Below are 14,575 nucleotides of genomic sequence, written 5' to 3' on the forward strand. Positions count from 1 at the left end.
GGCTACCGCTACCCATAACGTGCGACGGTGCCCCGATGGTTTCCGTCAGGGATTAGTTCGAAACCGCCGCACTTCCGGCCCCGGAACCGCTGTGCTTGGGTGGGACCGATGATAGAGCGGTTCTTCGACGTCAACGGGGTCCGGCTTCGAGTACTGGAGGCCGGCCCGGCCGGCGGCCCGCTGGTTGTCCTGACCCACGGGTTCCCCGAACTTGCCTACTCCTGGCGTCACCAGATCCCGGCGCTGGCCGCCGCCGGGTACCACGTGCTGGCACCCGACCAGCGCGGCTACGGCGGCTCCTCGCGACCCGAGCGGGTCGAGGACTACGACATCACCGCGCTGACCGGGGACGTGGTCGGCCTGCTCGACGCGGTCGGCGCTGAACGGGCCGCGGTGATCGGACACGACTTCGGTGCGGTGGTGGCCTGGAACATGCCGCTGCTGCACCCGGATCGGGTGGCGCTGGTCGCGGGCCTGGCCCATCCCCCGGTGCCGCGGCCGCTGACGCCGCCCACCGAGGCGTTCCGGCGGATCTTCGGTGAGAACTTCTTCTACATCCTGTACTTCCAGGAGCCCGGCCCGGCTGATGCCGAACTCTCCCGTGACCCGGCCGCAACGATGCGCCTGATGCTCGGTGGGATGCGGCCGCCCGCGGACGAGGCAGCCGCGATGAGGATGCTCGCCGCCGGGCCGGCCGGGTTCCTCGACCGCCTGGCCGAGCCGGACCGGCTGCCCGACTGGCTGTCGGCCGACGAACTCGACCACTACGTCACCGAGTTCAGTCGCACCGGTTTCACCGGCCCGCTCAACTGGTATCGCTGCTTCGATCGCAACTGGAGCATCCTCGGCGATCCGGCCGCCGCCACCATCACCGTCCCGGCCCTGTTCGTCGGCGGCACCGATGACCCGACACTGAGCTTCACCCGCACCGACCGCGCGCGGGAAGTCGTCACGGGGGCCTACCGGCAGGTGCTGCTCGACGGCGCGGGGCACTGGATCCAGCAGGAACGGGCAGCCGATATCAATACCGAACTACTGAGGTTCCTATCTGAAACGAGGTGGACATGAAGAGACGACTACTCGCCTGTGCAGCAACGGGATTGACCGTCGCGGCGGTGCTCTCCGGTTGTGACTCGGCGCCGCCGGTCAACGCCGGCGCCCGTCAGGTGACGGTGGTGGGGTCCGGTCAGGTTCAGGGTGTTCCGGACACCTTGACCGCCGATGTGGCGATCGAGGTGGTGGCTCCTGATGTCACCGCGGCAATGAACCAGACCAATGACCGTCAGCAGTCGGTGATCAGTGCGCTGACGGCCGGCGGGATCGACGCCGCTGATATCAGCACCACAGGGGTCAGCCTGCAACCGCAGTACGGCGAGAATTCCTCCATCACCGGATATCGGGCTTCGAACTCGATCCGGGTCAAGATCCGCAAGCTCGACACGGCCTCGGGAGCACTGACCGCGATCGTCAATGCCGGCGGCAACAACACCAGGATCAATTCGGTGAGTTATTCGATCGAGGACGACTCCAAGCTCGTCGCTGACGCCCGGGCGCGGGCGTTCAATGACGCCCGCAGTCGCGCGCAGCAGTACGCCGAGCTTTCCGGGTTGTCACTGGGCACGGTCATCTCGATCTCCGAAACCGCGGGCGGATCGGCTCCGCCGCCGCCGATGCCGATGCCGGGAGCCATGGCTTCCGCGGTGCCACTGCAGCCCGGCCAGCAGACCGTCAGCTTCGCGGTGACGGCGGTCTGGGAGCTGACCTGAGCCACCGTCTAGGAGTTGCTGTAGACCTTCGGCTCGAGGGTGCCGATATAGGGCAGGTCGCGGTAGCGCTCTGCATAGTCGAGGCCGTAACCGACGACGAATTCGTTGGGGATGTCGAAGCCGATATAGGCGATGTTGACGTCGTCGCGCACCGCATCTGGTTTACGCAGCAGCGTGCACACCCGCAGCGACCGCGGATGGCGGGTGGCCAGATTGCGCAGCAGCCACGACAACGTCAGCCCCGAGTCGACGATGTCCTCGACGATGAGCACGTCCCGGTCGGCGATATCGCGGTCCAGATCCTTGAGGATGCGCACCACACCCGATGATGAGGTGGACGAACCGTAGGAACTGACCGCCATGAACTCCAGCTGGGTCGGCACCGGGATGGCGCGGGCCAGATCGCTGACGAACATGACCGCTCCCTTGAGAACGGTCACCAGAAGAAGGTCCTTGTCGCCCAGGGTGCTCGCGTAGTCGCGGCCCACATGCTCGCCGAGTTCGATGGTGCGAGCCCGAATCTCGTCTTCGGACAACAACACCGATTTGATGTCCCCGGGATACAGCTCGTGCGCCGACACGATCACAGCGTGCCATGTCCGGGATCGGCGAACAATCGGGGGCGACCCGGGGACACCTCAGACGGGTTCGTGCCGCAGCGTCAACACCGCCCCGGTCCGCTGAGCGAACAACCGTGTCCGCGGCACACCACCGCCGACCGCGACTCCGCCCTGGCCGTGCCAGTCGGTCACCAACGCATCAACCGCACGGATCTGGATATCGGTGAGGCCGACTGCTCCCCCGGTGAGCAGCCAGCCGCGGATCACCCGGCGGCGCAGCGCCACCGGCAGCTCGCGCAGCACGGCGATGTCGAGACCGGCACCGGACTGGGCGGCCACCCGGTGGTGCTCAGCCAGCGCGTCGAGGGCGTCGGTGTCCTCCCGCAATGCGGCGGCGGTGCGGGCGAGCGCCTCGGCTACTCCGCCGTTGAGCACGTCCTCGAGCAACGGCAGCACCTCGCGTCGCAGCCGGACCCGGGTGAAACGGGGGTCGCTGTTGTGCGGGTCGTCCCACGCCGTAAGACCCAGTTCCGCGCAGACGGCGAGGGTGGTGCTGCGCCGAACGTCGAGCAGCGGTCGGTACCAGGGCGGGTCGCAGGCGCGCATCCCCGCGATCGACCGCGCGCCGGAGCCCCGGCCCAGGCCCAGCAGCACCGTCTCAGCCTGGTCGTCGAGGGTGTGGGCGAGCAGGACCGGAGAGCCCTCCCGGGCCCCTTCAAGCGCCGCGTACCGGGCCGCCCGGGCTGCTGCCTCCGGTCCGCCGTCGGTTCCCACCCGCACCGTCAGGACCCTGGCCGCGATGCAGCCGAGCGCCAGCGCCTGCTCGTGCGCGGCGGTCGCGACCTCGGCCGAATCGGACTGCAGACCGTGGTCGACGATCAGCGCCGTCGTCGGGAGCACCGCGGCCACGGCCGCGGTCAGCGCCAGCGAGTCCGGACCGCCCGACAACGCCACGCAGCACTGCCTCGCCTGCGGTAACCGGGTGGCGGCGAAATCGGCCACCTGCGCCCGGAGCCGCTCTACAGGACCCGGTCGATCCACTGCTGCGGTCTTTCGATCTCGGCGGGCAGTGGCAGCGTCTCCGGTCCCGACCACACCGTGTTGAACCGGGCCATCCCGACGGAATCGACGACGTGATCCACGAAAGCCTTACCGCGGGTGTACTGACTGATTTTGGCGTCCACCCCGAGTAACGCCCGCAATACCCGTTGCAGTGGCGGTTGCTTGCGCTGCCGGCGGTCATCGAAGCGGCGGCGAATCAGGTGCACTGATGGGACGACGGCCGGACCGACGGCATCCATCACATGGTCGGCGTGACCTTCGAGCAGAGTGCCGAGCACCAGTAGCCGATCCAATGCCGCACGTTGTGGCTCGGACTGCACGGCGCGCAGGAATCCGAGCACGCCGGCGGAGTTGGGTTCGGGGTCAAGAGTACGGCGGTCCTTCATGAATTGCGCGAGACGGCTGACCACCTGACCGAAGTCGTCGCCGCGGTCGGCGGTCAGCACCGCGAGGGTGTCCGACATGTAGTGCGCCAGCCAGGGATTGGCGGTGAACTGCACCCGGTGGGTCACCTCATGCAGACACACCCAGAGCCGGAAATCACTGGGGGACAACCGCAACTGACGCTCCACAGCGATCACGTTGGGGTACACCAGAAGCAGGCATCCCCCGCCGGGCCCGGTGAACGGGTCGTACTGCCCGAGGATGCCCGACGAGATGAAGGCCAGCACCGCACCGGTCTGGGCGCCGGCCACCCGCCCGGTGATACGGCCGCCGGAACCCTCCTCGCCGCCCGTCATCAGTCGCATCGAGTCAGCGGCCGCGGCGACCCACTCCTGACGGTCGATGATGCGGGCGTCGGGCACCGGGGCATCGGGGGAAAGTCCGGTCACCTCCCGCACCGGCGCTTCCGCGGCGCGGGAGGCGCGAGCCAGTTCGTCGATGGCCTGCCGCCGGGTGTAGTCGGTGGCCGGCGGACCTGGCCGGGCCAGCCGGGCGCCGAGGGTCCCCGCGAACTCCCAGTCGACGGCGTGGCCGACGGAGCGCTTCGAGGAACCGCTCATCGGTTGGTCAGCCACATCCGCAGGTGCGCAGTACCCCGGCTAGTGCGTCGATGGCCGTGCGGCCGGAGATGCCGGCGTTGTTGGAGATGAAGGCGAAGGTCAGCACCCGGCCGCCGCTGTCGGTGACGATTCCGGCCAGGGCATTGGTCTTGGTCAGCGATCCGGTCTTGGCTCGTAGCCATCCGGTGGGCGACTTGGTCACGTCCGTGTCGAAGAAACGATTGGACAGCGTGCCGCTGCCGCCGGCCACCGGAAGTAGGTCGACCAGTGGCCGCAGCGCCGGGTGGTCGGGTCCGGCCGCGGCGTTGACCACCTCGTCGAGGGTCTTGGCAGTCAGCAGATCAGCCACCGAGAGTCCGCTGGCGTCGACCAGCGATGCACCGGTCACATCGATCTTCTCTGCGGCCAGTTTGCTCAGTACCGCATCGACACCCCCGGCGAAACTCAGCGGCCGCCCGGTGGCTTTGGCGACCTCGCGGGCGATTGTCTCGGCCATCACGTTGTCCGAGGAGTTCATCATTTCCAGCAACCGCCCCATCAGCGGCGCCGACTGCACCGACGCCAGCTGCCTGCCGTCGGCCGGGCCGGGGGCGAAGGTCACCCTGGCCGGGTCGACGCCCAGGGCCATAGCCAGAGCACGGCCCGCATCCAGTGCCGGGGTTACCGATCGGCGGGACTCGACCGTGGTGGGCTGAATCCGGCCGGCGTCGAGCATGACGGACTGGATCGGGGCGATGTCACCGCCGCCGATGTCCTCGGGGTCCCAGCCCGGCGCCATATCCGGGCCGGAGAACAGCGAGGTGTCGACTTGAACGGCCGTCGCGGTCACCCCACTCTTTCGCACCTGATCTGCCAGATCGGAGATCCGGGCAGCCCCGCGATACCAGGTCTGCTCCCCCGGCGGCGCGGCCGACAGGGTCGGGTCTCCACCGCCGACGAGCACCACGGTGCCGGGCATCCGAGTCTGATCGGCGGCCTGCACGGAGGTGGTCACCCGGGCATTGCGATCCAGGGTGAGCAGAGCGGCGGCGGCGGTGAGCAGCTTATTGGTCGACGCCGGTTGCATCGGCATCTGCGCGCGCTGCTCCCAGATCTGCTGACCGGTCTGCGCATCGGTGACCCGGCCGGTCAGATTGCCCAGGTTGGGATCGGCGACGGCCTTGGACAGCGCCACGGTAATCCCGTTGGTGGTGGGCACGGCGGCGGAATCCGACAGCGGAACCAACCCCGGGTTGACGGCGGCGGCCGGTCGCGGCGGCGGCGCCTTCGCATTGCCGTCGCTGCCGGTCAGAAAAGCTGCCGCCGCGACCAGGGCTGCGACGAACGCGATCACCACCGCGGCAAGCACCAGGTGGGTGCCGCGCCTGCCAACCATGACTCTCCTGACCAACGGGTTTCGTGCCATTGTGCGCCCTCATTTTCTCAGGGCGCCGTAGCGAAGGGTATCGCTCCGTTAGGGTTGAACACCGTCGCCGCCAGGTTTCACTGACAGAGCGCGGCCGGACAGCTAGAAGGAGCGGGCGGTGCAGTTCGACGTCACGATCGAGATCCCGAAGGGCCAGCGCAACAAGTACGAGGTCGATCACAAGACCGGTCGGCTGCGCCTGGACCGCCACCTGTACACCCCGATGGGATACCCCACCGACTATGGATTCATCGAGGACACCCTCGGCGAGGACGGCGATCCCCTCGACGCGTTGGTGCTGCTGCCTGAGTCGGTGCACCCGGGCGTGATCGTCGAGGCCCGACCGGTCGGCATGTTCAAGATGGTCGACGACGCCGGTGGCGACGACAAGGTGATCTGTGTGCCGGCCGGTGACCACCGCTGGGACCACATCAAGGACCTCGCCGATGTGCCCAACCACGAGTTGGAGTCCATCAAGCACTTCTTCATGCACTACAAGGACCTGGAACCGGGCAAGTTCGTCGAGGCCGCAGATTTCGTCGGTCGCGTCGAGGCCGAAGCCGAGGTGGAGCGCTCCCGGCAGCGTTTCGTCGCCGAAGGCCACTGAACCCCGAAGAGTTTTCCTGGCCGTAACGTCCGGTAACCCGGCCGTACCCTGGGTTTCCGATGATCATCAGGTGTTGATGCACCAGGGGATCGGGCTAGATGCCTTCAACAGCCTGCCGGCAAGCAAGGCCGCGCATGCACTGTACGAGTGCTGCAACAGTGTGATCATGGCCGCTGACCTGGCCGCCGGACGCCCCTACACCGACCACTCGGCACTGTTCCGGAAGGCCGACTCGGTGCTGTTCGGGCTGTCGGAGGAGTCGATCGACGAGATCCTCGAGGCCTACACCCGTCCCGCACTGATGGTCCGCCTGCACGAGACGACCCGGCCCTACGCCGAGAAGTTCGGCTTCGAATTCGTGATGTACCTCGGGGCCACCGGAAGCGACGTCGGTCTGGTGACAGCCGCACTCGACGACCGGATGCACAACGACTACGAGACCGAGCGCAAAGTGCTGCGCAACGAGATCGCGAAGATCAACCGGCACCGACTGGAACGAATGCTCGGTCCCGAGGGCGGTTACGACAACTGGGTCTGAGGCTCAGCGGGTCTGGTCGAATCGGGTCTTGATCAAGCTGGCCACCATCGTGACCAACAGCGTCAGGACGATCACGGCCAGGCTCAGCAGCGTCGGGATCTCCGGCACATGCACCGACTCACCGCCGTTGACGAATGGCACTTCGTTCTCGTGCAGCGCGTGCAGCAGAAGTTTGACTCCGATGAAGAACAGGATGAACGCCAAGCCCTGGGACAGGTAAACCAGCCGGCTGAGAAGGTCGCCCAGCAGGAAGTAGAGCTGGCGCAGACCCATCAGGGCGAAAACGTTGGCGGTGAATACCAGGTACGGCTCCTTGGTGAGCCCGTAGATCGCCGGGATGGAGTCCACCGCGAACAAGAGGTCGGTAGTCCCCAGGGCAACGATCACCAGAAACATCGGCGTCATCAGCCGCTTGCTGTCCTGCTTGACGTAGAGCTTCAGACCGTCCCAGCGGTCTGTGGTGTTGAGGTAGGTCCTGGCGAAGCGGACCACCGCATTGTCACCGTCGTCGCTGTGCTCGGTGTCGCGGGCCAAACGGATCCCCGTAACGACCAAGAATGCGCCGAATACGTAGAAGATCCACGAGAACTCTTCAATCGCAACGGCTCCCAGCGCGATAAAGATTCCCCGGAAGATCAGCGCCAAGACTATGCCGACGAACAACGCCTCCTGTTGATTTTCCTTCGGCACTTTGAAGCTGCTCATGATGATGATGAAGATGAACAGGTTGTCGACCGACAGGCTGTACTCGGTGAGCCAGCCGGCATAGAACTCAACGCCGAACTGGCTGCCGTGCGCGTGCCACACCCATACGCCGAACCCGATCGCGAGAGCGACGTAGAAACCCAGCCAGGCCGCGCACTCCCGACGGCTTGGCGCGTGCGGACGCCGCCCCAGGATCAACAGATCGGCAAGCAGGACAGCGAGGGTGACGGCCAGCGTTACAGCCCACTCGATGACCGAAACATTCACGCGACAGACCTCCGGGGTGGTGACCAACGCCCGAGGTCTCTTCCGCCGCTGATGCGACCCGCGGAGCCGGACGGTCATCGAAGACCGACGTGGTGACGACCCCGCGACGAAGGAATACTCCCCTCTGCGTCACCAGTGTCTCACGCGCGCGTAACCCGAGCACCCTAGTATCCACAGGATGCCGGAGGTCCCCACTCAATATCTGCTGTACGGACACGCTCCGGCAGCCCGAACCCTCGTCGATATCCTCTACGACACCGCGGCCCGCTACCCGGACGCCACCGGCATCGACGACGGAACCGTCCAGTTGACCTACGCCGAGATGATCGCCGATATCGAACGGGGCGTTGCGTGGCTGGCCGGTCGCGGCATCGGCCGCGGCGACCGGATCGGTATCCGGATGCCCTCGGGCGGCTATTCCCTCTATATGGCGATCCTGTCCACCCTGGCCGCCGGCGCAGCCTACGTGCCAGTGGACGCCGACGATCCCCCGGAACGGGCCGAGCTGGTGTTCGGCGAGGCCGGTGTTGCCGGCGTCATCACCGAGGACGGACTGACCAGAGGTCCGGGTGCATCGCGTGGGTGGAGCGCCGCGCCGCCCACCCCGCGCGACGACGCGTGGATCATCTTCACCTCCGGTTCGACCGGCGTACCGAAGGGTGTCGCGGTGACCCACCGCAACGCCGCGGCCTTCGTCGATGCCGAGGCGTGGATGTTCCTGCAGGACAACCCGATCGGCCCCGACGACCGGGTACTCGCCGGGCTGTCAGTTGGCTTCGACGCCTCCTGCGAGGAGATGTGGCTGGCCTGGCGACACGGCGCCTGCCTGGTTCCGGCTCCTCGCTCACTGGTGCGCAGCGGCATGGACCTCGGGCCATGGCTGGTGTCCCGTGACATCACCGTGGTGTCTACCGTTCCCACGCTGGCCGCGCTGTGGCCGGCCGAGGCGCTCGAAGCGGTGCGGCTGCTGATCTTCGGAGGCGAGGCCTGCCCACCGGAACTCGGTGAGCGCCTGGCCGTCGAGGGCCGCGAGGTGTGGAACACCTACGGCCCCACCGAGGCAACCGTGGTGTCCTGCGGTTCCCGCCTGCAGGCGGGTGCACCGGTCAGCATCGGCCTTCCACTACCCGGCTGGGACCTTGCCGTGGTGGGCGCCGACGGAGCACCGGTCGCCATCGGTGACGTCGGTGAGTTGGTGATCGGCGGTGTGGGTCTGGCCCGCTACCTCGATCCAGAGAAGGACGCCGAGAAGTACGCCCCGATGCCCTCGCTGGGCTGGGATCGCGCCTACCGCAGTGGCGATCTGGTACGCCTGGAGCCACACGGCCTGTTCTTCCAGGGCCGCGCCGACGACCAGGTGAAGGTCGGTGGGCGCCGGATCGAACTCGGTGAGGTTGACTCGGCGCTGGTGAATCTCCCCGGTGTCAGCGGCGGCGCCGCGGCGGTACGCAAGAGCGCAAGTGGCACACCGGTTCTCGTCGGTTACATCGCCTCCGCCGACCCCGAATTCGATCTGGCCGCCGCCCGCGCGCAGCTGACCGAATTACTGCCGGCGGCGATGGTGCCGAGACTGGTGCTCGTCGACGAGTTGCCCACTCGGACCTCCGGGAAGGTGGATCGCGACGCGTTGCCGTGGCCGCCGCCGGGAGACGTGCCGGATGTCGGCTTGCAGTTGGGCGGGACGATGGGCTGGCTGGCCGGACTCTGGCAGGACGTGCTGGGTACCGCGGTCGACGGGCCGGAGGCGGATTTCTTCGCCCTCGGCGGTGGCTCGCTGTCCGCGGCGCAACTGGTGGTGTCGCTGCGCGGCCGGTACCCCGAGATGACGGTTGCCCACCTCTACGACCATCCCCGGCTGGGTTCGCTGGCCGGCTTCCTCGGTGAGTTCGAACCAGAAGAGACGAAACCGGATGTCCCGCCGCGCGTCGTCGCGCCGATGCCGGCATCGGCGCGCGCGGCGCAGGTTCTGCTGACGCTGCCACTGGCCACACTGACCGCCCTGCAATGGCTGACCTGGCTGGCACTGGCCAACAATGTGGCAGCAACGCTGCATCCACTGCCCTGGCTGGTCACCGTCGACTGGTGGGTGATCGCGGTGGCCTTCGCGCTGTTCATCACACCCCTGGGCAGGATGGGGATCGCAGTGGTCGGCGCCCGGCTACTGCTGAGCGGTCTGAAACCCGGGACCTACCGGCGCGGCGGATCGCAGCACCTTCGGGTTTGGCTGGCCGAGCGGCTCGCCGAAGCCAGCGGCGCGGAGAACCAGGCCGGTGCCCCGTGGCTGGTGTATTACGCTCGGGCACTTGGTAATTCGGTGGGCAAGGGTGTCGACCTGCATTCCGCGCCACCTGTCACCGGCATGCTCACGCTGGGTCACCGCAGCTGTGTGGAGCCCGAGGTCGACCTGACCGGGCATTGGATCGACGGCGATCTTTTCCACGTCGGCGCGATCACGATCGGTGAGGACGCCGCCATCGGGGCGCGCACCACCCTGCTGCCCGGGGCGGTCGTCGGCAAGGATGCCGACGTCGCACCTGGATCGGCGGTCATCGGGAAGGTGAAGAACCGCCAGTATTGGAAGGGTTCACCCGCCGTGAAGTCCGGTAAGGCACGACACCCCTGGCCGGATCGGCGTCCGCCGCGGGCGCCGCAGTGGCTGGTGATCTACGGGGTGTCCTCGCTGCTACTCGGCGCGCTGCCACTGGTTGCGCTCGCCGCCGGCCTGGCGGTGCTGGGGTGGGCCGCCCGTGACGCCGATGCGCTGGGGGCCGCGGTCTTAGCGGCCGCGCCGTGGATCCCGGCGGCGACCGGGGTCGCGCTGGCGGTGTACGCCGCGTTGACGGTGATCGGGGTGCGGTTGCTCTCGGTGGGACTGCGTGAGGGTTACCACCCGGTGCGCAGCCGGACCGGCTGGCAGCTGTGGGCGACGGAACGCCTGATGGATGCGGCGCGTAACTACCTGTTCCCGATCTACGCGAGCATGTTGACCCCGGTGTGGCTGCGGATCCTCGGCACCCGGGTCGGCCGCAACACCGAGATCTCCACCGCACTGCTGACACCGAAGTTCACCGTGATCCAGGACGGCGCCTTCCTGGCCGATGACACCATGGTGGCCTCCTATGAGCTGGGCGGCGGCTGGATCCACGTCGCCACAGCCACTGTCGGTAAGCGCGCGTTCCTGGGCAACTCCGGGATCACCCAACCCGGCCGCCGGGTTCCCGACGACGGACTTGTCGCGGTGCTGTCGGCCGCCCCACCCAAGGCCAAGACCGGCTCCTCCTGGCTGGGCAGCCCACCGATTCGGCTCCGCCGGCACGCCGACCAGGCGGATGCGGCGCTGACCTTCGACCCACCGACACGGCTGAAGGTCATGCGCGGCGTGGTCGAGACCTGCCGGCTGATCCCGGTGATGCTGACCTTCGCCATCGGCGCCGGCATGCTGGCCGGACTGCAGGTGCTCGTACTGCGGGGCGGTTACGGATTGGCTGCCGCCGGCGGTGGGGTGCTGATGCTGGTGGCCGGCGCGATTGCCGGCACCACGGCGGTGCTGGCCAAATGGCTATGGGTGGGCCGCATTCCGGTCGGCGAAAAGCCACTGTGGTCCTCATTCGTGTGGCGTAACGAGGTGGCGGACACCTTCGTGGAGACCGTCGCCGCCCCCTGGTTCGCCCGGGCCGCAGCGGGTACCCCGGTGATGAACGTCTGGTTACGCGCACTCGGGGCCAAGATCGGCCACGGCGTCTGGTGCGAGAGCTACTGGCTGCCCGAGGCGGATCTGGTGACCCTCGGTGACGGCAGCACCGTCAACCGCGGATGTGTCGTCCAGACCCATCTGTTCCACGACCGGATCATGCGGATGGACACCGTCGTACTCGAGGACGGCGCGACTCTGGGACCGCACTGCGTGGCGCTACCGGCCTCCCGGATCGGAGCGGGCGCCACGGTAGGCCCGGCGTCCCTGGTCATGCGTGGCGACGAGGTGCCCGCTTCGACACGGTGGCAGGGCAATCCCATCGCGCCGTGGCAGATTCGCCGTAAGAAGTCGAAGAGCTCCCCAGGGGCCGCGGTGGACGCCGCGTGAAACAACCCGTCATCGATCCCTATCTACCCAACAACGGCAACTTCGGTTATCGGGTATCGCGCTACGAATTGGAACTGGCCTACAAGGTCGCCAGTAACCGGCTGACCGGAACTGCGACCATCACCGCCGTCACACTGGCGTCTTTGAAGACGTTCACCCTGGACCTCGCCGACACCATGGCGGTCACGAAGGTCACCGTCAACGGACGCCGACCCGCGCATTTCTCCACCTCGACCGGCAAGCTGCGGATCCGGCTGGATACACCACTGCCGGCGCGGGCGCCGATATCGATCGTGGTGCGCTACGGCGGCTCGCCGCGTCCGATCCGAAGCCTCTGGGGCGAAGTGGGATTCGAGGAACTCACCAACGGCGTGCTGGTCGCCGGCCAACCCAATGGGGCACCGTCGTGGTTCCCCTGCGATGACCACCCCAGTTCCAAGGCGAGCTATCGCATCCAGATCAGCACCGACAGCCCCTACCACGTCGTGTCCAACGGCGAGCTGGTGTCACGCCGGACCCGCGCCGGCCAGACGGACTGGGTATTCGAGCAGCCGGAGCCGACCTCGACGTATCAGGCCACGCTGCAGATCGGGATGTACACCGAACATCAACTGCTCGACACCCCGGTTCCCATGTATGCGGTGCTGCCTGCGCGGCTGAACGCCAATTTTGATCGCGATTTCGGTTACCAGTCTCAGATGATGGAGACATTCATCAAGCTATTCGGCCCGTACCCGTTCTCCAACGGCTACACCGTGGTGGTGACCGACGATGATCTGGAGATACCGCTTGAGACACAGGGTATTTCGATATTCGGCGCCAACCACTGCGACGGTAAGGGCGGCTCCGAGCGACTCATCGCCCACGAGTTGGCACACCAGTGGTTCGGCAACAGCGTCACTGTTCGCCGGTGGCGGGACATCTGGCTGCACGAGGGGTTCGCCTGTTACGCCGAGTGGCTGTGGTCGGAGAACTCAGGTGGTCCGTCGGCCGACGAACTGGCCGCGCAGTTCCACCGGCGACTAGCCGCGGCGCCGCAGGATCTGCTGCTGGCCGATCCCGGCCCGGCGGACATGTTCGACGACCGGGTCTACAAGCGCGGAGCGCTGACACTGCACGCGCTGCGGGGGTTGCTGGGTGACCAGAAATTCTTCGGACTACTCCGCGAGTGGACCACCCGCTATCGGCACAGCACCGTCGTCACCGACGATTTCATCGGGCTGGCCGCTCATTACGCCGTGGCTCCGCTGAAGCCGCTGTGGGATGCGTGGCTGTATTCCACCGGTGTCCCGCCGCGATGACCGACGCCGGTGCGCAGTTCGACGCGCTGAGCGCGGCGGAGGGACCGGTGACGCGCAGCAGTGTCACCCGGGTGGGGATCGCCACCGCCGTCACCGCGGTGTGCGGCTACACCGTGCTGTATCTGGCCGCGCGGAATCTGGACCCGACCGGCTTCTCGGTGTTCGGGGTGTTCTGGGGCGCCTTCGGTCTGGTCACCGGCGCGGCCAACGGTCTGCTGCAGGAGGCCACCCGCGAGGTGCGTTCGAGCCAGCACGCCGGGCCGAGCGGCGGACCGTCGACGTCTCCGATGCGCGTCGCCGCGGTAGCCGGGGTCGGCGCCGCCGTGCTGATCGCCGGTACCTCACCGCTGTGGGCCCGGCATGTCTTCGCCGATCAACGATCGCTGTCGGTGGCACTGCTGGCTGGTGGGCTGGCTGGATTCTGCCTGCACGCGACGCTGCTCGGAATGCTCGCCGGGACCGGCCGCTGGACGCAGTACGGATCCCTGATGGTCACCGACGCGGTGATCCGGGTCGCGGTGGCTGCGGCCGCGTTCGTCCTCGGTTGGGGTCTGGCCGGATTCCTCTGGGCGACCGTCGCCGGTGCGGTGGCCTGGCTGCTTGTGCTGGTGGTGTCGGGCGCGGCCCGGGCGGCGGCGCTGCTGCGCACCGCAGGCGGCCCGTCGGCGTTTCTCAACGGCGCGGCGCACTCGATCACGGCGGCGGGTGCGAGCGCGATTCTGGTGATGGGTTTTCCCGTTCTGCTGAAAGCCACCTCCGGCGAGCTCGGCGCGGCAGGCGGTGTGGTGATCCTCGCGGTGACGCTGACCCGGGCACCACTGCTGGTGCCGCTGACGGCCATGCAGGGCAATCTGATCGCATACTTCGTCGATCACGCGGCCGGGCCGTCAACCCGGTTGCGTTCGCTGCGCGCCCCCTCGGCGGTGGTCCTGGTATTCGGCTCGGTGGGTGTGGCAGCGGCCGCCCTGGTCGGTCCATGGCTGCTGCGGGTCGCCTTCGGCCCGGACTACCAGACCGGCGGGGCGCTACTGGCCTGGCTGACGGCGGGGGCGGTGTCGATCGCGCTGCTGACCGTAACCGGCGCGGCGGCCGTGTCCGCAGCCCTGCACCGCGCATATGCGATCGGGTGGATCGGCGCGACGGTGGCCGCCGCGGCTCTGCTGAGCCTGCCGATCGGTCTTGAGACCCGAACCGTGGTGGCTCTGCTGTGCGGGCCGGTGGTGGGGATCGCGGTGCACCTGATCGCGTTGTCTCGCGCCGACCGCTGAATCAGCGGCGC

The 14,575-nt window shown here is 67.7% G+C and carries 12 protein-coding genes; 7 read left to right on the top strand and 5 right to left on the bottom strand.

Annotated elements, in window-relative coordinates:
* The first annotated feature begins 99 nt into the window (after nt 1-99).
* Nucleotides 100-1,068 carry an alpha/beta fold hydrolase gene (locus tag ACR2JI_RS10855; protein ID WP_526390078.1) on the top strand — a complete coding sequence of 323 codons (969 nt, stop codon included), beginning with the start codon at nt 100-102 and terminating at the stop codon, nt 1,066-1,068.
* Nucleotides 1,065-1,766 (top strand): SIMPL domain-containing protein, encoded by a 702-nt coding sequence (locus tag ACR2JI_RS10860; protein WP_526390079.1) that lies wholly within the window; start codon nt 1,065-1,067, stop codon nt 1,764-1,766. The genes ACR2JI_RS10855 and ACR2JI_RS10860 overlap by 4 nt, the downstream gene beginning before the upstream one ends.
* Nucleotides 1,767-1,774: 8 nt before the next feature.
* On the opposite strand, the gene hpt is transcribed toward ACR2JI_RS10860, so the two are convergent.
* Genes hpt through dacB form a run of 4 tightly spaced genes read right to left on the bottom strand, consistent with a single transcriptional unit; the run spans nt 1,775 to nt 5,767 of the window.
* Entirely contained in the window at nt 1,775-2,383 is a 609-nt protein-coding gene (hpt, locus tag ACR2JI_RS10865; protein WP_526390122.1) for a hypoxanthine phosphoribosyltransferase, read from the bottom strand.
* Between the two features lie 21 nt (nt 2,384-2,404).
* Entirely contained in the window at nt 2,405-3,367 is a 963-nt protein-coding gene (tilS, locus tag ACR2JI_RS10870) for a tRNA lysidine(34) synthetase TilS (RefSeq protein WP_526390080.1), read from the bottom strand.
* On the bottom strand, nt 3,346-4,392 hold the full coding sequence (locus ACR2JI_RS10875; protein WP_526390123.1) for an Rv3626c family coenzyme F420 biosynthesis-associated protein: 1,047 nt from the start codon (nt 4,390-4,392) through the stop codon (nt 3,346-3,348). The genes tilS and ACR2JI_RS10875 overlap by 22 nt, the downstream gene beginning before the upstream one ends.
* Before the next feature lie 7 nt (nt 4,393-4,399).
* The gene (gene dacB, locus ACR2JI_RS10880; RefSeq protein ID WP_526390081.1) at nt 4,400-5,767 is read right to left on the bottom strand and encodes a D-alanyl-D-alanine carboxypeptidase/D-alanyl-D-alanine endopeptidase; all 1,368 of its coding nucleotides are present in this window, start codon (nt 5,765-5,767) and stop codon (nt 4,400-4,402) included.
* A 148-nt stretch (nt 5,768-5,915) separates the two neighbouring features.
* On the opposite strand from dacB, the gene ACR2JI_RS10885 reads away from it, so the two are divergent.
* Together ACR2JI_RS10885 and ACR2JI_RS10890 are read left to right on the top strand one after the other, a co-directional pair.
* The gene (locus ACR2JI_RS10885) at nt 5,916-6,404 is read left to right on the top strand and encodes an inorganic diphosphatase (protein WP_526390082.1); all 489 of its coding nucleotides are present in this window, start codon (nt 5,916-5,918) and stop codon (nt 6,402-6,404) included.
* A 70-nt stretch (nt 6,405-6,474) separates the two neighbouring features.
* Nucleotides 6,475-6,942 (top strand): 2-oxo-4-hydroxy-4-carboxy-5-ureidoimidazoline decarboxylase, encoded by a 468-nt coding sequence (locus tag ACR2JI_RS10890; protein WP_526390083.1) that lies wholly within the window; start codon nt 6,475-6,477, stop codon nt 6,940-6,942.
* 3 nt (nt 6,943-6,945) lie between these two features.
* Here ACR2JI_RS10890 and ACR2JI_RS10895 read toward each other — a convergent pair whose 3' ends face one another.
* Nucleotides 6,946-7,914: a TerC family protein gene (locus ACR2JI_RS10895; protein ID WP_526390084.1), complete on the bottom strand. Its 969-nt coding sequence runs from the start codon at nt 7,912-7,914 to the stop codon at nt 6,946-6,948.
* 178 nt (nt 7,915-8,092) lie between these two features.
* Between ACR2JI_RS10895 and ACR2JI_RS10900 the strand changes: the two genes are divergently transcribed.
* From ACR2JI_RS10900 to ACR2JI_RS10910, 3 genes are read left to right on the top strand one after another with little or no spacing between them, the layout of a single operon-like run.
* Nucleotides 8,093-11,995: a Pls/PosA family non-ribosomal peptide synthetase gene (locus ACR2JI_RS10900; RefSeq protein WP_526390085.1), complete on the top strand. Its 3,903-nt coding sequence runs from the start codon at nt 8,093-8,095 to the stop codon at nt 11,993-11,995.
* Nucleotides 11,992-13,296, top strand: coding sequence for a M1 family metallopeptidase (locus ACR2JI_RS10905; RefSeq protein WP_526390086.1), 1,305 nt, complete (start codon nt 11,992-11,994; stop codon nt 13,294-13,296). The genes ACR2JI_RS10900 and ACR2JI_RS10905 overlap by 4 nt, the downstream gene beginning before the upstream one ends.
* Complete coding sequence (locus ACR2JI_RS10910) at nt 13,293-14,564, top strand: polysaccharide biosynthesis protein (protein ID WP_526390087.1); 1,272 nt, start codon at nt 13,293-13,295, stop codon at nt 14,562-14,564. The genes ACR2JI_RS10905 and ACR2JI_RS10910 overlap by 4 nt, the downstream gene beginning before the upstream one ends.
* Nucleotides 14,565-14,575 lie beyond the last annotated feature (11 nt).

The sequence above is a fragment of the Mycobacterium sp. genome, assembly GCF_051006775.1.
In the GTDB taxonomy this organism is placed as follows: domain Bacteria; phylum Actinomycetota; class Actinomycetes; order Mycobacteriales; family Mycobacteriaceae; genus Mycobacterium.